Raw genomic sequence first — 21,518 nt, forward strand, 5'->3', positions numbered from 1 at the left:
TGTATGAATATGCTTTGGATAGTTAGTGGGCAAACGTATCAGCAGCTGCCTATAGATTTTAAAACCTTTCGCCAAGCAACGGTTGGAAACACTCAGCATCAAACGTTTACTTTTTCCTATCCGTTTGAGAAAGGGCAAATGACGCTGTCATCTGAAAAGAACGGCCGGCTCTTGATTTCCTACGGAGAAGAAAGGATAGCAGAGCTATCTGTTTCTGAGTCGTTTGTATGGCAAGAACAAGGACAGGCTTTAACCTTTGCCCTTACAGAGACGGCTGTTAAAGAAGCTGTCTATTATATTGATTACGGATCAGAAGTCTCGTTTTCCACAAGTGATGAAGCAGCTGATGTGTATCAGCAGAAAGAAAAGTATGTAGTAGAGCCAAAAGAAGGATTTTACTTATCAAAGATAAACGGGAAGTGGAAGGTCTTTTGTAACCAAGAACGGCTTTATCTTAATGGACACCGAATAGAAGAGAATAGGAACCTTCAGCCCGGAGATCTTATTTTATGGTCTTCTATGACGATTCAATTGATTGAAAAAGATTTGCTGAAGATTCAAAGCTACTATGATTATGCATCTAAGCTTCCGGCTACGGCACAACCTATTTCTGAAATGAAAAAGAAGTACCCGGTTTATAGACGGACACCGCGCATGATATATGATTTGCCTAATGATAAGGTGAGCTTGTCCTTTCCGTCTCAAGACAATGATGAAAATAACCGAAGCTTATGGCTTACCATTTTACCCCCATTAGTCATGCTTTTAGTCATGGGTACGGTATCAATTATTCAGCCCAGGGGAATTTTTATTATTATATCTGTCATGATGTTTACGACTACGCTGATTGTATCTACCGTTCAATATTTCAAAGATAAAAAACAGCGCAAGAAGCGCCAAGAGCGTCGTCGTCGAATTTATACAAAGTACTTAGAGAACAAGCGCGAGGAATTACAAGAACTAGCATCAGTTCAACGAGATGTATTATCTTATCATTTTCCAACTTTTGAACGAATGAAATATTTAACAGAACAGATTTCCGATCGAATTTGGGAACGAACTGTGGAAAGCAGTGATTTCTTACAGGTGCGTCTTGGAAAAGGAACAGTTCCTGGAAGCTACCAAATTTCTTTAAATAGCGGAGATATGGCTAATCGAGAAATTGATGATTTGCTTGAGCAGTCTCAGCACATGGAAAAAGTCTATCGAGAAGTCAAAAATGCGCCTGTTACCGCTCACTTAGGTTTAGGCTCTATCGGTCTGGTAGGAAAGATGAAGACGGTGAAGAATGAACTGCATCAGCTTGTAGGACAGCTGGCATTCTCCCACAGTTATCATGATGTGAGATTCGTATTCATTTTTGATGAAGAAGAATATAAAGAGTGGGAATGGATGAAATGGCTCCCTCATTTTCAGCTGCCTCATTCTTTTGCGAAAGGCTTCATTTATAATGAACAAACGAGAGATCAGCTTTTATCTTCTATTTACGAAATGCTGAGAGAACGCGACTTGGATGAAGCAAAAGGGGAAGGGGTTTTCCTGCCTCACTTTGTTTTTATTATTACGAATCAGCAGTTAATTGCAGATCACGTTATCTTGGAGTATTTAGAAGGGTATCACCCTCATCTTGGGTTCTCTACGATATTTGCGGCAGAGACAAAAGAAAGCTTAACAGAGCATGTTCACACACTCGTTCGTTATATTAACGAATCTGAGGGGGATATATTAATTCAAAAGCAAAAAGCTGTGAATATTCCATTTCAGCTTGATAAACACAAGCTTGATTATAATGAAAGATTTGCAAGGATGCTGCGGACATTGGATCACCAAGTTGGCATGACCAACTCAATTCCAAATAGCGTTTCATTCTTAGAATTATTTAAAGCAAGAGAAATTGGTGAGCTGGATATCGTGCAAAGGTGGCACACCAATGAATCAGCTAAGTCGCTAGCGGTTCCAATTGGTTTAAAAGGAAAAGAGGATATTGTTGAACTAAATCTTCACGAAAAAGCGCACGGCCCTCATGGATTACTTGCAGGTACGACGGGGTCAGGGAAAAGTGAATTTTTACAAACGTACATTCTTTCTCTAGCGGTGAATTTCCACCCCCATGAAGTCGCATTTTTATTGATTGACTATAAGGGCGGAGGAATGGCTCAGCCGTTTAAAAACATGCCTCACCTGCTTGGAACCATTACAAATATTGAAGGAAGTAAGAATTTTAGTACAAGAGCCTTAGCTTCTATTAAAAGTGAATTAAAGCGACGCCAACGCTTGTTTGATAGATATGAAGTCAATCATATTAATGATTATACAGATTTATATAAGCAAGGTATGGCAGAAGAACCTCTGCCTCACTTATTCTTAATCTCGGATGAATTTGCTGAGTTAAAAAGTGAAGAACCAGAGTTCATTCGCGAATTAGTCAGCGCGGCGCGAATTGGACGTAGTCTAGGCGTTCATTTAATTTTAGCAACACAAAAGCCAGGCGGTGTTATTGACGATCAAATTTGGAGTAATGCGCGCTTTAAAGTAGCGTTAAAAGTCCAAGATGCCGCTGATAGTAAAGAAATCTTAAAAAATGCAGACGCTGCTTCTATTACGGTGACGGGTCGAGGCTATCTGCAGGTTGGAAATAATGAAGTGTATGAACTGTTTCAGTCAGCCTGGAGCGGCGCGCCGTACATGGAAGATACGTATGGGGCTGAAGATGAAGTAGCCATTGTCACAGATCTCGGGTTGATTCCTTTATCTGATGTATCTACTCAGCAGACGTCATCCAAACAAGCGGAAGCAGAAATTGATGTTGTGGTGCAAAAAATCGAACAAACGCAGCAGGAATTAGGTATCAAAAAATTAAATAGTCCATGGCTGCCGCCTCTTAAAGAGAGATTGCTTCGCAGTGAGTACAAAGAGAAGCGAGACGGCGTATTCCCAATTGGCTTAATTGATGAACCTGAAAAGCAAAGTCAAACGGTATATAACTATCAGCTGATGGACGATGGAAACATTGGTATATTTGGTTCGTCAGGATACGGTAAATCGTTTACAGTCATGATGTTGCTTCTTAGTCTAGCTGAAAGACAGAGCCCAGAGCAGCTTCATTATTACATTTTTGACTTTGGGAACGGTACGCTGCTGCCGCTTCGTCAGCTGCCTCATACGGCGGATTATTTCTTAATGGATCAAATGCGTAAAATTGAAAAATTCATGACGATTATCAAACAAGAAATCGCAAGGCGAAAGCAGTTATTTCAACAGCAGGAAGTTAGCAATATCAAAATGTATAATGCTTTAAGTTCAGAAGAGCTTCCTCTAATTTTTATCACGATTGATAATTTTGATCTTGTCAAAGAAGAAATGCAAGATCTAGAAATGCAGTTCACGCAGCTTGTGCGTGACGGCCAATCTTTAGGAATTTATATGATCTTTACCGCAACGCGCGTGAATTCTATTCGTCAGTCACTTATGAATAACTTGAAAACGAAGGTGGTTCATTACTTAATGGATCATTCAGAAGCGTATTCTATTTTAGGGCGTACGCCGTATGCGCTAGAGTCTATTCCAGGCCGGGCTATTATCAAAACGGATCAACCTTATTTTGCACAGCTGTTTTTACCTGCGGAAGGAAAAGATGATTTTGAAATTTTTGATGCAGTTAAGCTGCACATTCAACGATTAAAGAATCAATACGCTGATGCTATTCTTCCGGAGCCGGTGCCAATGCTGTCATCGAAACTTGTACTTGCCGAATTTATGACGGACAGAAGAGTTATTCGCGAAAAAGGAGTTATTCCTCTTGGGTTAGATGAAGAGTTTGTTCGACCGGTGCATATGAACTTTACGAAAAATAAGCATTGTATCGTCATGGGGCAGACGCAAAAAGGAAAGACAAATGTAGTGAAAGTCATACTGCAAACAGCGCTTGAACAAGGCGTGAAGCAAATCGGACTATTTGATTCGGTTGACCGTGGTTTATCAAGCTATGCAGCTGAAGAGCAAGTTGTTTACATGGAAACAAAAGAACAGATCGTCGACTGGCTTGACCTAACCGAAGAACGATTGCAGCGACGTGAAAATAAGTATTTGGAAGCAGTGCAGGAAGGAACCGTACACGGCCTTTCATTTGCCCCGATCATGCTTGTAGTAGACGGATTTGTACGATTCCAGCAAAACTTAGACAGTGTCTTGCAGGATCGTATTACAAAATTGATGAAAAATTATAGCCACCTGGGCTTTAACTTGATTGCTGCAGGGAACAACAATGAGTTTTCAAAAGGATTTGACGCGTTAACAACAGAAGTGAAGCAAATTGGCCAAGCTGTGTTGTTGATGAAGAAAACAGAGCAAAGCTTATTTACGCTTCCTTATGACCGAAAAGAAGCCGACGTTAACCCTGGCTTCGGTTATTATATTAAAAGTGGAAAAGAAACAAGAATTCAAATCCCGCTATGTGTAAGTGAAAGGAAGATCTTAACATGACCGAACAGCGTAAGTATACACTTAAAGTCATATTAGCTGTTGTTTTAATTTTGGCTCTTCCTTCTTTCTTTTTCCAGTATATTGGAGACAACCCGCTACAAGTCACAGAAAACTCAACAAGAACGATTGCGGTTGTTAACGAAGATAATGGAGTAAAAGAAAATAGTGAAAAAGCGATAGAATTTGGAGAAAAAGTGACTCCTCTTTTACAGGAGGGGTCAGATTATCAATGGACCGTGCTTGGACGAAGCGCAGCTACAAGCGGTTTACAGAATGGGAAATATGATGCGGTTATTTATATTCCCTCGACTTTCTCACAAAATATTTTATCGTATCAGGAAAAAAAGCCAGAAAAAGCTACTTTGGAATACAAAGTTCAAAGTCAGCTTAACGCAGTTAATAAGGAAAAAGTAGTAGGGGAATTAGAAGATGCTACTACAAAGGTTAATAATGAAATGTCCTCTTTGTACTGGAGTTATGTATCACAGGAAGTGGATAAGGTACGCGGACAGTTCGATAAAATTCTAAATAAAGAAATCGCCTTTCAAAAAACAATGGTCGCTTTTTATAAACCGAATTCAAAAGATTTAGCAGGTGAATTAAATGATCAAAAGAAAATTCTTCAGCAAATCCAAGATAATGTAAATAAAGCAGAAAAAGGTTCTAGCGACAGACAAGGCGACGTAGAACAGGTTGAAAAGAATTTAAACAGCTTCATTGAATATGTAAATCAATATCAAACATATCAAGAAACACAGAAACAAATGCTTGAAAAAACGCAGGCTCAAAGCGTCGCTGCGATTCAACAAGGGTTGTCTTCCCTTGAATCTAATCAGCCAAGCTCTAAGCAAAATTTTAATGAGCAGGCCAATCAAGTGTTTAGTGGCTTATCTTCCATTCAACAGCAGCTGGATGAAAATCAAAAAGCCGTTGGAGAACTTGGAGATCAACAAGCAGATAACGTCAGTGAACAAGAAAAAGCTCTGCAAGATTTGAACGGCCAAATCATCAGTTCATACAAACAGCAGACTGAGCAAACAACCTTAAATCAAATTGAAAGTAAGCTAAAGCCGCTTCGTGCGCAGCTAGAGACAGCTTCATCAAATGATAGTGGTGGAGGCTCAACGGATCCAGGGGAAAGTGATGGAACTCAGCCAGATCCTAATCAAGACGGAGAGACGCCAACGGACCCTGGAGAAGGTGACGGAACTCAGCCAGATCCTAATCAAGGTGGAGAGACGCCGACTGATCCTGGAGAAGATGATGGAACTCAGCCAGATTCCGGTCAAGGCGAAGGAACGTCAGAACCAATTCAAGTGGATTTATCTCAGCAAACAGCAAAGCTTGATGATATATCAAAAGGGCTTGATGATTTAGAAAAGCAGCTTCAAGGCATGACGAGTGAAACACCCGAAGCACCTGAGACACCTGAGACACCTGAGGGCACGGAAACGCCTGGAACGCCTGAAACACCGGATACACCGGATACATCAGGCACATCCAATGCTGTGAAAAGTGCGCTTGAAAAAGTGGCTAATCTAAAAACACAGGTACAGGCAGTCAAAGATGAGCTGCAAAATGTAACTGTTCAGCCTGAAAATTCAGGAGAAAATACGGATGCGCTGAAGCAGAAAATTGCCAGTTTGGAAGCAGACGTTGAGTCTTTGACAGCACAGAAAAACAAAGCAGAGAAAGACTTAGAAGAAGCAACCAAGTCGTCGAGCAGTCAAATTGCTAAGCTTCAAGAAGAAAATGAACGATTAAAAAAAGAGAATGAAAAGTTGAAAGAAGACGGCAAAAAAACTTCTAAAGGCAGTGCGGATGTTGATGGTCTCATTACGATGATTAAAAACAAAGAAGATAAAATCTTATCTTCTCCAAACCTTTCAGCTTCTCGAAAGGAAAAGCTGAGCAATACATTCTCAGGTAAGATTAAAAGCAGCAGTGCCGAAGATCTGTTAAAGTACTACGGTGATTTATCGCAGTATGATTTGACTTTAGCTCAAGTAGGAAATACAGACATACAGAACAGCGTCCTTAACAATGACTCTATTAAAGGAAGTTTGCAGCAGGCGTTAGCTGGAACCGTTTCTTCTCAAGACGCGCGTAAGCAAATCCAACAAAACCTGTCTCTAACAAAAGAAGAGTTAGCACAGTTCCAAAGTTCAGTGCAAGATTTTGCCGATCAATATGGACAAACAGTTGATGCTGAACAAGCATCGATTATGGAAGAGCTATCAGCTATTCAAGAAAAAGCAAATGCAATGAATCAAGAGCTTCAATCTAGCGCAGGTGAAGATCAAGCATTAGAAAAGAAAGAAGCTCCGGACGTAACAGGCTTAATGACGCTGCAGCAAAGCATGGGTCAAGAGTTGAAGGGAATGAACGAACTCATTTCATCTTTAGGTGAAAGACAAGCTAATGTTGTCACGTACACAGATGAATTGCAGAAGCGTGTAAATGAAGTTCAGGATAAGGCTGACACGCTTAACAGCAAGTGGGCCCAAAACGTGGATTCAACGAAGTTGGTGCGAGGCCAGGTATACCGCTTGTTAAATAATACATTAGTAGATGGACAGAATAATGATTACGTTTATCATTATTTAGCAAACCCTCTTCAAGTAAGCGGTGAAGTGCCGGCTGAAAAAGTAAAAGAGGTTCCACCGGTTGTCATTTTGGTTATTATCTTAATCAGCAGCCTACTAATTGGCTATTTCAGCCAATACTACCGACATGCACCTATGCTTGTAAAAGGTACGCTCTTTGGATTATTGAATTTGATTGTAGGGTTAATGGTAAGTATCTTTAGCCTTAATATTTATTCGTTATCGGGAGACCGGGCAATGGAATGGTCAATCTTTACGATCGTCTTATTGCTTGCTTCATCTACACTTGTACGTATTGCTTTCTTATTAGGAAGCTTCGCTGGATGGGTGACGACAGTAGGGTTGATTTTATTTTATATTACCCCGCTTCTTAACTTATCTATGCCAAACTTTAATTACGAAGATCCAGTATCTAAAGTGTACATGTCCATTCAATATGATACGCAGTCTCTGTTTGGACAGGCGCTTATTGTATTACTGGGAATGACTGCCGTTTTAAGTGTTCTGCCATCTATTATTCGTGCTTTAAAGACGACTAAAGAGGTTGAAAATGATGAAACCTATAGTGCTTAGTAAGAAGATTGGAAGTGTTGTTCTTATTTTTTCACTTTTTTGTTTCCCTATAGCAGCAGCGGCTGAAGCTGATGATGGAAACGTTGAAGAGATTAAACCAAATGTATATAAAGATGATCCCATTAACTTAGACCCCGAATCTTTGCTAGAAAATAAAAAAGAAGTAGGAAATATTCCGGAGGAAATAAAGGATCTTACATTTGAAAAAGAGGAAGATGCAGAGAAAGAGAGTTTAAAAGAAAGTCTTTTTGCGAACGCATCAGCTGAAGATAATACGATTTCTGCGAAAGCAAAAGAATATAACTTGTTTTCTTCTAAAAACACTTCCTACAAGAAAGATCGGACAGAACAAACGGCTTCTGAAAAGTCATCAGATCTACAATGGTTTTATTTATTATTGATTGGTGTGGGGGTTGTTGTATTATTTGTGGTTTTAATACCGCGCATTAGCCCTCAGCCTTCTGTGAAAAAATGAAAAAACCTCGCTGTTAATCAACAGCGAGGTTTTTGCGTATAGACGTAAATTTACAGGCGGCGGAAGCCTTCTTCAAACAAATAATCTTCTGCTTCTTCGTAAGATAAAAATGCTGCCTCTAAATTCAAGCCAGAATAAATATTCCACAGGTCATCTTCATGAACAAGTAAAAGCGTTGCATTGTCTGGGCCGTTCCAGCGCTGTTCATTTCCATTCCCTACAATAGCTTCTTCTCTAGCTGTATCAGGAAGGGTAGACAAAGATTCAATAGAAGCTTCAATAATTGATCGAAGATCTTCTTCAGTGTAATCACGGATATTCACAAGACCTTTGTCATTTGTTTCATATCCTTTTAAAAAACCTGCATATACAAATCCATTTCCGTTAGGATGCAGATGATGCACAACAACCGTTTTATCGTACACGCTTTCTTCATAATGAAAATTCACGCGTCCTAAAGATACATCTTTTCGATGCAGCTCTGGAAACGATGAAATAATAGCTAATTTTTCGTCAAAACTAAGCATAGACAATCCTCATTTCTATTTAAATCATTTCATTTTCTGAAATGGTATAAGCTCTTTTACGATTCGGTTGATTATACCATATATAAAGAAAGACACATAATGCTTTTTCCAGTGTGGACTTTTAAAAATATAACCCTTCGCATAAAGCAGCCGCCACTGCAAAGAAGAACACATCTTTTTCACTATAAAACTTAACAAAAAACAGGCAGGGAATTCACAGTGAAAAAATAATATAAAGAGGTGGAAGGAAACGAGTTTTTAAACCTATCATAAGGAGGAATAAAAAAGTGAGATTACATGCTCTGTGTAAAAAAACATGGGTAATGTCCCTGCTTGTTTTTGCTCTTGTAGTGAGCTTAACTCCTGTTAGTCAAGCAGCGGCATCTTTATCTGTGTCACAAGCTCTTGAAAATCAAAACAATAGTGTACAAGCTGTTAAAGGATATGTAGTAGGTCAACCTACAGGCACATCTACAGTTATTACGAGCAATTACCCAAACGATTATGCACTTGCTCTCGCTGACAGTGCAAATGAAACCAACACAGACAAGATGGTATACGTTCAAATTCCTTCAAATTTGCGAAGTACATTTGGACTTCAAAGTCGCTCGGAGTTAAAAGGGAAAAGTCTTACTGTTACGGGCACACTCACCCCTTACTTTTCACACCCAGGAATAAAATCAGTTACTTCTATCAGTACAGAAACAGGAGGAACTGATCCGACTCCAGATCCCACAGAGCCAACTGTTCCAGTAGAAGACTATTATCGTACCGCAGCTGGAAAAACAGGAAACACCTTAAAAACAGAGCTTCATAACATTATTGACCATCACACAGAACTTTCGTATTCAGCTGTATGGGAAGCTTTAAAGAAAACGGATGAAGATCCAGCTAACGCAAATAACGTTATTTTGCTCTATACGGGGCGTTCACAGAGTAAGAGTACAAATGGAGGCGGAGTGGACGATTGGAATCGTGAGCACGTCTGGGCAAAGTCTCACGGGGATTTTGGAACAGCTATGGGTCCTGGAACAGATCTTCATCATTTACGTCCAACCGATGTGTCTGTAAATGGTACGAGAGGAAACTTAGATTTTGATAACGGAGGGACGGAACATAGCGAGGCACTCGGAAATTATTTTGACAGTGATTCATGGGAACCTCGAGATGAAGTAAAAGGTGATGTGGCTCGTATGTTGTTTTATATGGCCGTACGCTATGAAGGCGATGTAAGTGATGAGCCTGACTTAGAACTTAATGACACAGTGAATAATGGCACTGCTCCTTATCATGGGAAATTATCTGTGCTTCTTCAATGGAACGCCGAAGATCCAGTAGATGATCGAGAACGACGCAGAAATGATATTATTTATTCAGACTATCAGCATAACCGCAATCCGTTTATTGACCATCCTGAATGGGTGAATGAGATTTGGAACTAATGTAGGAGGCGTCCTGGCGGGGCGTCTTTTTTTATAAAAGAAAAAGGAAAAAACTAAAATCCGCCGAATACCTATAGGTGATTTTGAAAAAATGGAGGGAAGCTATGAAACAGCTATGTAAAAAAGGATTGGCTTTTATTTTGGTACTCATTTTTGTTAACGCTTTCATTTTGAACCCACTTAATGGAGCGGCTGCCGTAGATGGAAAATCAATGAATCCTGGTTACAAAACCTACTTAATGGCGCCTTTAAAAAAGGTAACAGACTATACAACATGGGAAGCGTTTGAGAACGATTTACGCAAAGCGAAACAAAATGGATTTTATGCGGTGACAGTAGACTTCTGGTGGGGAGATATGGAGAAGAACGGCGATCAGCAGTTTGATTTTTCCTATGCTCAGCGCTTTGCTCAAGCTGCTCGTAATGCAGGTATAAAGATCGTTCCTATTATTTCTACTCATCAGTGCGGCGGTAATGTTGGAGATGATTGTAACGTTCCGCTTCCGTCTTGGGTATGGAACTTAAAAAGTGATGACAGCCTTTACTTTAAATCTGAAACAGGTACGACAAATAAAGAAACGCTAAGCCCGCTTGCAACTGACGTTATTTCGAAGCAATACGGAGAGCTCTATACGGCATTTGCGCAAGCGTTAGCACCTTATAAAGACGTGATTGCTAAAATCTATTTATCCGGAGGCCCTGCAGGTGAAATTCGTTATCCGTCCTATACAGCAGCAGACGGAACCGGCTATCCGTCTAGAGGAAAATTTCAAGTGTATACGAACTTCGCCAAAAGCAAGTTTCAATCATATGCTTTGACTAAATACGGTTCACTCGCCGGCGTCAATCAGGCATGGGGAACGAATTTAACCTCTGCATCGCAAATTTTACCGCCATCAGATGGCTATCAGTTCTTAAAAGATGGTTATTCAACAGCTTATGGAAAAGATTTCTTAGCATGGTATCAAGGAGCTTTGGAAGATCACACAAAACGTATTGGACAGTTAGCTCATCAGGCTTTTGATGCCACCTTTAACGTACCAATCGGTGCAAAAGTGGCGGGAATTCATTGGCAGTATAATAATCCGACGATTCCTCATGCTGCAGAAAAACCTGCTGGATATAATGATTACAATGCGCTTTTAGACGCTTTTAAAACAGCTAAATTAGATATAACGTTTACGTGCTTAGAAATGACGGACAGCGGAAGTTATCCCGAATATTCTATGCCAAAGACGCTTGTACGCCAAGTAGCAGGTATTGCGAATGCAAAAGGAATTGTTTTAAACGGGGAAAATGCTCTAACTATAGGCAGTGAAGATCAATATAAAAAAGCAGCTGAAATGGCCTTTAACTATAATTTTGCAGGATTTACTTTGCTTCGTTTCTACGATGTGATTAACAATGATACGCTGATGGGGCAATTTAAAAATACGCTGGGCGTTACACCAGTTGCGCAAACGGTTGTAGTAAAAAATGCGCCAACTGCGGTAGGAGAAACGGTTTATATTGTTGGAGACAGAGCTGAGCTAGGTCAGTGGGATACGTCCCTTTATCCAATTAAATTAACATATAATTCATCTACAGCCGATTGGAGAGGCACCGTCTATTTTCCTGCGAGTCAAAATGTTCAATTTAAAGCAATTGTGAAGAGAGCTGATGGCTCGTTAAAAGCATGGCAGCCTTCGCAGCAATATTGGAGCGTGCCGTCAACAACAGCAACTTATACAGATAATTGGTAAACAAAGCCGCATAGCAAACGCTATGCGGCTTTGTTTCGAACATAAGAATTATTTCCAGTTCGCTTGAATAAACTCATCTCGACCAGACTTAGCGCGGTCTTCTTTATAATGCTTTGGATTTTTCTTGTGGAAATCTTGGTGATACTCTTCCGCTTCATAAAACGCAGAGGCAGGAAGGATGCTTGTCACGATTGGTTTTTTAAAACGTCCGCTTTTTGCGACCTCTAGCTTTGTCTCTTCAGCTTCCTGCTTTTGGCTATCGTTATGGTAAAAAATTGCTGTTCGATACTGCGAGCCTCGATCTTGGAATTGACCTCCATCATCTGTTGGATCAATTTGCGGCCAATAAAGATCTAACAAACGTTTATACGGAAACACTTCAGGGTCAAATGTGATTTGAACCACTTCGTAATAACCGCTTGTGCCAGATTTTACTTGCTCATAGGTAGGGTTATCCACAGTTCCCCCCATATATCCTGATACAATGCCGTGAATACCTTCTAGCTCTTCAAATGGTGTAACCATACACCAGAAACATCCACCTGCAAATGTAGCTTTTTCCATACGTAATCCCTCACTTAATCCGTTGTTATGAAGGGTATTATAACAAATTTATATTGAAACAGCTAGAAAAGGGTTTGTAGGTTGTGTAAAAGCTGTGGATAAAGATAAATATCCACAGCTTTTACACAATAAACTCGGCTATGTTGAAGATTGAAAAATGCAGGAGAGAAGAAAGAAAAAATGATAGAATAGATGAGGTGTATATATCGATGTAGCAGAGATTAGGCGGCAGAAGCAGGATCTATGCGGCATCTAGATAAATAAAGTTAGTACGTTAGTAACAAGAGGTAAGAAACAGCATATTCGCGCTGTTAAATAAATATACAAAGATAATAGGAGAGTTGAATATGTTACAAGATAATCTCATCCTAGAGCACTATGGATTAAATGAATTAAATTTTGATACGATCAAAAGCTACCGGGATCGATTTGCTGAAGTAAAACCAGCTCATCCTTGGAATGCGCTTGAAACAAAAGAGTTTTTATACAAAGTAGGAGCATGGGGAAAGGTAAGAGATACCCATAAAGAAGGAGTTACGCTCGCAGGCCTGCTTTTATTCAGTGAAGAACGGATTATCACAGAAGTTTTACCACAATACTTTTTAGAATACCGGGAAAGTAAAGGGAATGAAGAATGGACAGAGCGTTTTACCTCTCAAGACGGGACGTGGTCAGGAAATATTTTCGATTTTTATTTCCATATTCATGAAATTGTTCGCACTAGCGAACCCCAGTCGTCAATCGCTTCCTCTTTAACAGAAGTTTTAATCAATATGCTTATTCATGCAGATTATAATGGCGAGGGCGGCGTTATTTTAGAAAAGCAACCTTCTCATTACGTTTTTTCTAATCCAGGTCTTTTGTTAGTACCTACAGATTCAGTTTTTAGTAAAACCGTTATTCAGCTTCGAAACCCGAATATCGTTAAGCTATTCAGTTTACTAGGGCTATGTGAACGTTCGGGCTCTGGCTTGAAAAAAGTGAAGCAAAACTGGAGCTTGCATCATTATAAAAAGCCTTCTGTTGATCAAGATGTTTCTATGCATCGTACGGTAGTCACGTTATCTCTGTCCACTCAAGAAAGACAGATTAGTTCTTCTGAAAAAGACACTTATCATACGTCTGTAACTGATTTGGGAAATAATTTTAAAAGTGTCGAAAAATATCAAGACATACCTGAAAACAATGTCGAAAATAACTCCTATAATAAAAATAAAGACTCTTATAATAAAGATTTATTAGAGGAGTTAAACTCATGTAATAACGACAATAACTCCTATAATAAAGAAGAAAACTACTATAATAGTGAACTTAACTCATATAATAAAGATGATTACTCCTATAATATTTATCAAAGCTCCTATAATAAAGAATCGGAAGATGGTTCTTCTAATTCAGTGAATGGTGAGGATATTGATACGAAGCTATGGGATATTGCAGCGCTGGCTCGTGAAAAAAAACGGCTTTCGCCTAATCAGATGGAGCATATTATTCTTGAATTATGCAAAGAAAAACCGCTCATGCTTAAAGAGTTTGCTTATTTACTAGAAAGAACGCCGGATGGAGTACGTAATAATTATTTAACAAAGCTATTACGAAAAGGACAATTACAGTTGAAATATCCAAATCAGCCAAACCATCCAAAGCAGGCATATTTATTCCATAAGAAAGATACAGGGAAGTAAATCAAGCAACCGCTAGAACAAATAAAGATTAGGCTGAAAAAATTGATAAGGGAGAGTTTGCTGAAAGCTACAGATCTAAGGGAGAAATTCACCATAAAGTTGCCAAGCTGCCAGACTCTCTTTATATGAGTTCTGGCTCGTATAAAGGAGGAAATAGAGTGTGAAAAGCAAGTGCGTTCTTATTTTTCTGGTGGTTGTATGGCTGTTTAATATGGGGAAAGGAACAGGATGTGGATCAAAGGTGAATGCAGAGATGAATATACCGCTGTCGACGTGGGTGTGGGATACAAAGAAATGGATGTTGGACCAAGAAGCTATCCGTGAAAAACTTAAAGAAAAAAAGGTGACAAAGGTTTATTTACAAATTGACGCTCATCTTTCACCTTCTGTATATAGGCATTTTATCCAACAAGCGCAAGTCCAGGGTATAGATGTCTACGCACTTGACGGCGCTCCTTCTTGGATAGGGCCTTCTGGTATAGAAGAGCAAGACGCATTTTTTAATTGGATAACAGCTTACCAAGCAGAAGCGGAAGAACAACAGCAATTTTCAGGGGTTCATTTAGATATAGAGCCGTATTTGTATAAAAGCTGGAAAAATAATCGAGCGAAAAGTATTCTGCAGTATCAATATGTTATTTCTCAAGCTGCAGTACAGTCTCGTCAGTTACACTTGCCGCTTGCTGTAGATATACCGTTTTGGTTTGACGAAGTTCCATTCAAAAATAGCAACGGTTCCGGTTCGCTGGGGCATTGGATTATTCAGTACGCTGATGAAGTCACAATTATGTCGTACCGAAACCATGCAGATAAAGAAGACGGTATTGCTGACATAACGCAAAATGAACGCAAGTGGGGACGTGTACTATCCACTCCGATTGAAATAGGGGTAGAAACGATGGCTTCAGATGAAGGGGAATACATTTCTTTTTCTGCTAAAGGAGAAGAAAAGATGATGCAAGAGCTGGGTAAGTTGCTTACGAAGTGTCAAGCTAAAAACCCTCCAAGCAGTATAGCTGTTCATCATTTTGATAGCTGGCTACAGATGAAACCATGACAACGAAAAGACCGCTGCATCACTGCAGCGGTCTTTTTGGGTTTAGGGAGTATAGATACAATATAGCCATTTTATTAAAGGACTATACATAAAAAAAGTAACCATTTAAAAAATGGCTACTCACACAAAGGGGGGGAACTTAATCTTATCATTCCCACTTTTTCTAAAAGATATGCCTCTTTTAACCCGTTTTTTTAAAATAATTTAGTCGTCCAAGATTCGCAGTTCCACACGTCTGTGACTACATCTTGATAAAATTCAGGTTCGTGACAAATAATTAAGATACTTCCTTTGTATTCTTTTAAAGCTCGTTTTAATTCATCTTTCGCATCTACATCCAAGTGGTTTGTAGGCTCATCCAGTACAAGAATGTTGGTTTCATTGTTAATCAGCTTACATAGACGGACTTTTGCTTTTTCTCCACCGCTTAGAACTTCTACTTTACTTTCAATATGTTTGGTTGTTAAGCCGCATTTAGCTAACGCTGCACGAATTTCATATTGGGTAAAGTGAGGAAACTCGTTCCATGCTTCTTCAATACACGTATTGTAGTTAGCTGATTTAACTTCTTGTTCGAAATAGCCAATATGCTGGTAATCGCCTTTTTCTACAGAGCCTGAAATCGGTTTGATTTCTCCTAGAATACTTTTTAAAAGAGTTGTTTTCCCGATTCCATTTGCTCCTACAAGGGCAATCTTTTGACCTCGCTCCATTTTTAGATTCAGTGGCTTAGAAAGCGGCTCTTCGTATCCAATGACTAAATCAGATGTTTCAAAAATTAATTTGCTTGAAGTACGAGCACTCTTAAAGTTAAACTCTGGTTTTGGACGCTCTTGAGCTAGTTCAATTACTTCCATTTTATCCAGCTTTTTTTGACGGGACATGGCCATATTTCGTGTCGACACGCGCGCTTTGTTTCTCGCTACGAAATCTTTTAAATCTGCCATTTCTTGCTGTTGTTTTTTATAAGCTGCTTCAAGCTGCTGTTTTTTCATCTCATATACTTTCATAAAATCGTCGTAGTCTCCTACATAGCGATTTAACTCTTGGTTTTCCATATGATAAATTAAATTGATCACGCTATTTAAAAATGGAAGATCGTGAGAAATTAAAATAAAGGCATTTTCATATTCTTGCAAGTAGCGTCGTAGCCACTCAATATGCTGTTCATCCAAGTAGTTTGTAGGCTCATCAAGTAAAAGAATTTCTGGTTTTTCAAGCAATAGTTTGGCTAGCAATACTTTTGTACGCTGTCCGCCACTTAAATCCTGTACGTCACGATCTAAGCCGATATCTTCTAATCCTAATCCGCGTGCAATTTCTTCGACTTTTGCATCGATAACGTAAAAGTCATTGTTTGTTAAGAGGTCTTGAAGCGTACCGACTTCTTCTAATAGTTTTTCGAGTTCTTCTGGTGATACATCCGCCATTTTCTCATAGAGGCCATTCATTTGAGCTTCTAAATCAAATAAATATTGAAAAGCACTTTTTAGTACATCACGAATAGAAAGGCCGCGCTCTAATGCCGTGTGCTGATCTAAATAGCCAACGCGCACTTTTTTAGACCATTCTACTTTTCCCGCATCCGGTTCTAGCTTGCCTGTAATGATGTTCATAAATGTTGATTTACCTTCGCCGTTTGCTCCAATCAAGCCGACGTGTTCACCTTTTAACAATCGAAATGATACATCGTTAAAAATCGCACGGTCACCAAAACCATGGCTTAGATTTTTTACGTTTAATACACTCATGCTGACACACCTTTTCTTTTAAAATATCTATCGTACGTTTCGTTATAAACAAATTGATTCATAACGATTATAGCGAACTTATATACATAAATCCATATGAGTTTTCCAGCCTTGAAAGTCATATAAAATTCACTCGCGTCTTCCTTTCACTTGATTCATACTATATATATCAATGTAGAAAATCCTTCATGACGACGGGACGGTTATATCGAATCATTCAAATAGAGTATATAGAAGAATAAAAAGGCAGGAGGAAAAGAAATGAACATTTATACGATACTAGTGGCAGGAAGAATGCATAAGGAGCTGGAGGAGATAATCAAACAAAAGCAGCTGTCTCAGACGTTTCGATTTATGGAAGAGCAAGACGTTACAATGGAAGATTTAAACTGGGCTGACGCGCTTTTATCCTTCGGTCCAACGAATTACTTTAAAGACCATAGCTTCAAATGGATTCATTCTCTCGGTGCAGGAGTTGATCGGTTCTTAGAAAGTGCGGATTGGAAAAAGAGCGTGATGTTAACACGTACGGTTTGTTCATTTGGTCAGCGGATCAGTGAATATTGTCTTAGCTATATGCTAGCTGAACTTCAACACCACGCACAGTTTCAGCATCAGCAAAAACAAAAGCGGTGGAAAGCGGTAGAGCCTCAGCAGCTTTCTGCTCAAACGGTCATCATTTATGGAACAGGTGAAATCGGCGGACGTCTTGCAACCGTTTTAAAATCTTTTGGTGTACGAGTGATAGGAGTATCTAAAAGTGGAAATGAAAAGCCGTCATTTGATCAAGTAGTCTCGATTTCAAATGAGAGAGACTTGCTAAAAGAAGCTGATTGGATTATTAGTACAATGCCGCTAACGAATGAAACAAAAAGCTACTTTGACCAAAAATGGATGAATTTAGTTGAGAATGCATACTTTATAAATGTTGGACGAGGTGCAACTGTAGATGAAAATGCGTTAGTAGGGGCTATTGAGCAAAAGCGTATTCGAAAAGCATACATAGACGTATTTGAACGTGAGCCGTTAACGAAAGAATCTTTTTGGTGGAATCATTCACATATCATCATAACACCTCATATTTCGGCGGTGACTACGCCTGCAGAAGCCGTAGAGTGCTTTGTTGAAACGCTGCAAAAAGTTGAGCAAGGCGAATTGCCTTCTAACTTGGTTAATATTGAAAGAGGTTATTAAAGCATTATGATGCGCGTTTCCGCTATGAGGATGGTATACTGAAACTTGCTTTTCTTGGACGAAAAGAATGAAATCTGTTCTTCTAGGGGGGAACAAACGTTGAAGCAAGAAGAATTATTTGAACAAGCACGTATATTTATAGAGACGTGTTACGCTGAACTTGAAAAAAGCGAAGCGGACAAAAACAGGCGATTAAAAGAAATTCATCAGCAAATTATGTCACTCGGACATTATGATCATACATTTGAAGAGTTAGAGCACGGAGCTCGCATGGCTTGGAGAAACAGCAATAAATGTATCGGACGACTATTTTGGCAATCGCTCAATGTATTTGATAAGCGAGAGGTGAGCACAGTTGAAGAGGTAAGAGACGCTCTTTTTCACCATATTGAATATGCAACAAATGACGGGAAAATCCGGCCTACTATTACGGTGTTTAAACCGAAAACGCAAGCAAAAGAACCGATTAGAATCTGGAATCATCAGCTAATCCGCTATGCTGGGTACGAGACGGAATATGGCGTGATAGGAGATCCTGATTCTGTTGCGTTCACGGAAGTTTGCCAAAAGCTGGGGTGGGAAGGTGAGAAAACTCACTTCGATGTTCTTCCTCTGGTCCTGCAAGTTAATGAAGCGTCACCTCGATGGTTTGAGATTCCAAAACATTTAGTGACAGAAGTAGCTATTACGCATCCAGAACTTCCTGAATTTGAAGACTTACAGTTAAAATGGTACGCTGTCCCGATGATTTCAGATATGAAGCTAGAAATTGGAGGGATTGATTACGTCGCAGCACCATTTAATGGATGGTACATGGGGACTGAAATTGGTGCCCGAAATTTGGCGGATACGTATCGCTATAATCAACTTCCAAAAATAGCTTCTATGATGGGATTGAATATGGATTACAACGCGACGCTTTGGAAGGACAAAGCTCTTATTGAATTAAACGTTGCGGTGCTTTCTTCTTTTAAACGAGAAGGTGTTAGCATTGTAGATCATCATACGGCTGCTCAGCAATTTCACTTGTTTGAAGAAAGAGAACAAAAAAATGGCCGGGAAGTGACTGGGAACTGGACATGGTTAATCCCACCGGTTTCACCAGCTACCACACATATTTTTCATAAGCCTTATAAAAATAAAGTATTATCACCAAATTATTTTTATCAAGACGCAGCTTATTAAATGAACAAAAAAGAGAGTACAAATTTGTACTCTCTTATTACACGTTAATTAATTTTTGTGTTTATCAAGCAAGTTAGCAAGTACATATGTTTTGTACTTTTCCACTTTGCGGCCTTCATGGTTGCGAACTCCTCGTTTTTTAAGTTCCTCAACATACCAACCTTTGCTTCCTACGTGCATACTCAAACACCCTTTCGTCATTTTTTTAGGATGAACAGAATGAGGTTCATTGTCTGCTCGAATGGAGACATCTTGTCTTTCCAATACGTGCCTCATTGTAACATCTTTTATTTTATGATGAAAGGGAAAAAGGTCGAAAAAACGAGAATGATTTCAGAGAAATTTTAGTTTGCTCATTCCTCGTTTTTTTGAGATAGAAGGAGGAGGTTTAATTCGTCTTTATTTTGGATTAGATCTTCTAATGTATACTGATCTAACACTTTAATGAAGGCTTGCATGGCTTCATGCAAAACACTTTTTAACTTGCAGACGGGGCTAATAATGCAGAAGTTTCCTTCACGGTCAAAACATTCAACAATATGAAAATCTTCTTCAGTTTGACGTACCACTTTGCCAATATTAATGTCTTTTGGAAGCTGAGCTAAACGAATACCGCCGTTTCGTCCTCGGATCGTTTCAATTAAGCCAAGTTTTCCAAGTTCGTGAATGATTTTCATAAGATGGTTCTTTGAAATATTATACGCTTCAGCAATTTCTTTTATATTGCTTAGTTTATTATTATCGCGAACGCCTAAATATAATAAAACTCGCAGTGAGTAATCTGTATATTGTGTGAGCCTCATCTTTTTACCTCTTCTCTTATCAGCAGCTGATATATCTATAATAGCATGTCTATATCTAAGAAATACAGAAAGAATGCTCACATTTTTGACAGGGTGAATTTGTGAACATTTCTTTAAATATGTATATAAAATATATCTTTTTAAGTAGGATATGAGTATTATAAAGATGTATTAAAAATATATCTTTTAAAAATGAATCTTTCGGAGGCGAAAGTTATGAAACAAACAACTATTTCTATTGTAAAAAGTACAGTTCCTGTTTTAGAAAAGCATGGTCAAGCAATCACAACTCGTTTTTATGAAATGCTTTTTGAACAGTATCCTTCTTTAAAAAATGTATTCAACCAAACAAATCAAAAAACAGGACGTCAGCAAATGGCGTTAGCTAATACAGTTTATGCCGCTGCGCAGTACATCGATCGGCTTGAAACGCTGCTTCCAGTTGTGAAGCAAATCGCCCATAAACATCGTAGTATCGGCGTGAAAGCAGAGCACTATCCAATTGTCGGCGAGTTCTTATTAAAGGCAATTAAAGATGTTTTAAAAGAAGCTGCGACCGATGAGATTATGGAAGCTTGGAAAGAAGCTTACGGTGCCATTGCAGACGTATTCATAAGTGTGGAGCAAGAGTTATATGAAGAAGCCGAAGAAAAAGGATGGAAAGATTATAAAAAATTAATGGTTCATAAAAAAGTAAAAGAAGCAGAAGACGTGTACTCGTTTTATTTAGTATCACCTGATCAAAAAGCGCTGCCTGCTTTTCTACCAGGTCAGTATGTGAGTGTACGAATTCCTGGTCAAGAGTATTTATCTATTCGCCAGTACAGCTTATCTGGCTATCCAAACCAGCCATACTATAAAATTACCGTAAAACGAGAAAAACAAATGGAAGACGGGGTTGTGTCAACTTATTTACATGATCAATTGAAAGAAGGAGACTTGCTTGAAGTCAGCGTTCCAGCAGGAGACTTTGTCTTAAAAGAAAATAATAAATCAGTATTTATCAGCGGAGGTGTAGGGATTACTCCAATGATGTCAATGCTTCATCAAGCATTGGAAAACAATCAAGAAGTAACATTTATTCACAGTGCTAAAAATGAGCAGTTTCATGCAATGAAACGAGAGCTTCAATCGTTGTCAGAGAAATATACGTTTGAACAACACGTTTTCTATAGTCAAGCGCAAACAGATCAGCATGATGAAAACATAACGTATGGTCGCTTAACTAAAAAAGAGCTAGCTAAATATGCCGGCGATAAACATGCATATTATTATGTTTGTGGATCTTCTTCATTTACGCAAATGGTGTTAGAAGGCCTAGATGAAATGGGTATTTCCCAAGAAAATATCATGTATGAATCGTTTGGCCCGAAAATGAGTATGACTCCTTCCGCATAAATGTATGGAAAAAGGGTAAAAAGCTAACAGTAGA

Annotated in this window: 15 protein-coding genes; 10 read left to right on the plus strand and 5 right to left on the minus strand. The window is 39.0% G+C overall.

The annotated features are described in order from the left end of the window. Positions 1 to 3 precede the first annotated feature (3 nt). From essC to essA, 3 genes are read left to right on the plus strand one after another with little or no spacing between them, the layout of a single operon-like run. On the plus strand, positions 4 to 4,482 hold the full coding sequence (essC, locus tag ACH0CI_RS23360; RefSeq protein ID WP_406902344.1) for a type VII secretion protein EssC: 4,479 nt from the start codon (positions 4 to 6) through the stop codon (positions 4,480 to 4,482). Further along, positions 4,479 to 7,661 carry a type VII secretion protein EsaA gene (gene esaA, locus ACH0CI_RS23365; RefSeq protein WP_406902345.1) on the plus strand — a complete coding sequence of 1,061 codons (3,183 nt, stop codon included), beginning with the start codon at positions 4,479 to 4,481 and terminating at the stop codon, positions 7,659 to 7,661. Before essC ends, esaA begins: the two co-directional genes overlap by 4 nt. Beyond that, complete coding sequence (gene essA, locus ACH0CI_RS23370; RefSeq protein WP_033580728.1) at positions 7,639 to 8,136, plus strand: type VII secretion protein EssA; 498 nt, start codon at positions 7,639 to 7,641, stop codon at positions 8,134 to 8,136. The genes esaA and essA overlap by 23 nt, the downstream gene beginning before the upstream one ends. Positions 8,137 to 8,186: 50 nt before the next feature. On the opposite strand, the gene ACH0CI_RS23375 is transcribed toward essA, so the two are convergent. Then, positions 8,187 to 8,663, minus strand: coding sequence for a hypothetical protein (locus ACH0CI_RS23375; protein WP_028412469.1), 477 nt, complete (start codon positions 8,661 to 8,663; stop codon positions 8,187 to 8,189). Between the two features lie 287 nt (positions 8,664 to 8,950). On the opposite strand from ACH0CI_RS23375, the gene ACH0CI_RS23380 reads away from it, so the two are divergent. Together ACH0CI_RS23380 and ACH0CI_RS23385 are read left to right on the plus strand one after the other, a co-directional pair. After that, on the plus strand, positions 8,951 to 10,105 hold the full coding sequence (locus tag ACH0CI_RS23380; RefSeq protein WP_335707234.1) for an endonuclease: 1,155 nt from the start codon (positions 8,951 to 8,953) through the stop codon (positions 10,103 to 10,105). A gap of 104 nt (positions 10,106 to 10,209) precedes the next feature. Continuing rightward, on the plus strand, positions 10,210 to 11,847 hold the full coding sequence (locus tag ACH0CI_RS23385; RefSeq protein WP_033580731.1) for a family 14 glycosylhydrolase: 1,638 nt from the start codon (positions 10,210 to 10,212) through the stop codon (positions 11,845 to 11,847). A 48-nt stretch (positions 11,848 to 11,895) separates the two neighbouring features. Here ACH0CI_RS23385 and msrA read toward each other — a convergent pair whose 3' ends face one another. Next, positions 11,896 to 12,411 carry a peptide-methionine (S)-S-oxide reductase MsrA gene (gene msrA, locus ACH0CI_RS23390; protein ID WP_028412466.1) on the minus strand — a complete coding sequence of 172 codons (516 nt, stop codon included), beginning with the start codon at positions 12,409 to 12,411 and terminating at the stop codon, positions 11,896 to 11,898. 347 nt (positions 12,412 to 12,758) lie between these two features. Between msrA and ACH0CI_RS23395 the strand changes: the two genes are divergently transcribed. Beyond that, positions 12,759 to 14,096: an ATP-binding protein gene (locus ACH0CI_RS23395; protein ID WP_406902346.1), complete on the plus strand. Its 1,338-nt coding sequence runs from the start codon at positions 12,759 to 12,761 to the stop codon at positions 14,094 to 14,096. A 160-nt stretch (positions 14,097 to 14,256) separates the two neighbouring features. Beyond that, the gene (locus tag ACH0CI_RS23400; RefSeq protein WP_406902347.1) at positions 14,257 to 15,153 is read left to right on the plus strand and encodes an amidase; all 897 of its coding nucleotides are present in this window, start codon (positions 14,257 to 14,259) and stop codon (positions 15,151 to 15,153) included. Between the two features lie 194 nt (positions 15,154 to 15,347). On the opposite strand, the gene ACH0CI_RS23405 is transcribed toward ACH0CI_RS23400, so the two are convergent. Continuing rightward, positions 15,348 to 16,904, minus strand: a complete 1,557-nt coding sequence (locus tag ACH0CI_RS23405) for an ABC-F family ATP-binding cassette domain-containing protein (RefSeq protein WP_028412463.1) — start codon at positions 16,902 to 16,904, stop codon at positions 15,348 to 15,350. 261 nt (positions 16,905 to 17,165) lie between these two features. On the opposite strand from ACH0CI_RS23405, the gene ACH0CI_RS23410 reads away from it, so the two are divergent. After that, entirely contained in the window at positions 17,166 to 18,098 is a 933-nt protein-coding gene (locus ACH0CI_RS23410) for a D-2-hydroxyacid dehydrogenase (RefSeq protein ID WP_033580734.1), read from the plus strand. Positions 18,099 to 18,197: 99 nt separating this feature from the next. Beyond that, entirely contained in the window at positions 18,198 to 19,283 is a 1,086-nt protein-coding gene (locus tag ACH0CI_RS23415) for a nitric oxide synthase oxygenase (protein WP_335707229.1), read from the plus strand. 48 nt (positions 19,284 to 19,331) lie between these two features. On the opposite strand, the gene ACH0CI_RS23420 is transcribed toward ACH0CI_RS23415, so the two are convergent. Next, positions 19,332 to 19,463 (minus strand): YflJ family protein, encoded by a 132-nt coding sequence (locus ACH0CI_RS23420; RefSeq protein ID WP_016762840.1) that lies wholly within the window; start codon positions 19,461 to 19,463, stop codon positions 19,332 to 19,334. 173 nt (positions 19,464 to 19,636) lie between these two features. Beyond that, on the minus strand, positions 19,637 to 20,086 hold the full coding sequence (locus ACH0CI_RS23425) for an Rrf2 family transcriptional regulator (RefSeq protein ID WP_028410145.1): 450 nt from the start codon (positions 20,084 to 20,086) through the stop codon (positions 19,637 to 19,639). A 216-nt stretch (positions 20,087 to 20,302) separates the two neighbouring features. Here ACH0CI_RS23425 and hmpA point away from each other — a divergent pair, with 216 nt between their 5' ends. Then, entirely contained in the window at positions 20,303 to 21,484 is a 1,182-nt protein-coding gene (hmpA, locus tag ACH0CI_RS23430; protein WP_335708324.1) for an NO-inducible flavohemoprotein, read from the plus strand. Positions 21,485 to 21,518 lie beyond the last annotated feature (34 nt).

Origin of the sequence: Priestia sp. 179-F W1.4 NHS (genome assembly GCF_045369295.1) — a bacterium.
GTDB classification, from domain to species: Bacteria; Bacillota; Bacilli; order Bacillales; family Bacillaceae_H; genus Priestia; species Priestia zanthoxyli.

What these genes read in the sequence shown, in the direction of transcription:
- ACH0CI_RS23385 (WP_033580731.1), top strand. Translation starts at nt 10,210, where the DNA reads ATGAAACAGCTATGTAAAAAAGGATTGGCTTTTATTTTGGTACTCATT.
- ACH0CI_RS23375 (WP_028412469.1), bottom strand. Translation starts at nt 8,663, where the DNA reads ATGCTTAGTTTTGACGAAAAATTAGCTATTATTTCATCGTTTCCAGAG.
- ACH0CI_RS23405 (WP_028412463.1), bottom strand. Translation starts at nt 16,904, where the DNA reads ATGAGTGTATTAAACGTAAAAAATCTAAGCCATGGTTTTGGTGACCGT.
- esaA (WP_406902345.1), top strand. Translation starts at nt 4,479, where the DNA reads ATGACCGAACAGCGTAAGTATACACTTAAAGTCATATTAGCTGTTGTT.
- hmpA (WP_335708324.1), top strand. Translation starts at nt 20,303, where the DNA reads ATGAAACAAACAACTATTTCTATTGTAAAAAGTACAGTTCCTGTTTTA.
- essC (WP_406902344.1), top strand. Translation starts at nt 4, where the DNA reads ATGAATATGCTTTGGATAGTTAGTGGGCAAACGTATCAGCAGCTGCCT.
- msrA (WP_028412466.1), bottom strand. Translation starts at nt 12,411, where the DNA reads ATGGAAAAAGCTACATTTGCAGGTGGATGTTTCTGGTGTATGGTTACA.
- ACH0CI_RS23395 (WP_406902346.1), top strand. Translation starts at nt 12,759, where the DNA reads ATGTTACAAGATAATCTCATCCTAGAGCACTATGGATTAAATGAATTA.
- ACH0CI_RS23410 (WP_033580734.1), top strand. Translation starts at nt 17,166, where the DNA reads ATGAACATTTATACGATACTAGTGGCAGGAAGAATGCATAAGGAGCTG.
- ACH0CI_RS23420 (WP_016762840.1), bottom strand. Translation starts at nt 19,463, where the DNA reads ATGCACGTAGGAAGCAAAGGTTGGTATGTTGAGGAACTTAAAAAACGA.
- ACH0CI_RS23425 (WP_028410145.1), bottom strand. Translation starts at nt 20,086, where the DNA reads ATGAGGCTCACACAATATACAGATTACTCACTGCGAGTTTTATTATAT.
- essA (WP_033580728.1), top strand. Translation starts at nt 7,639, where the DNA reads ATGATGAAACCTATAGTGCTTAGTAAGAAGATTGGAAGTGTTGTTCTT.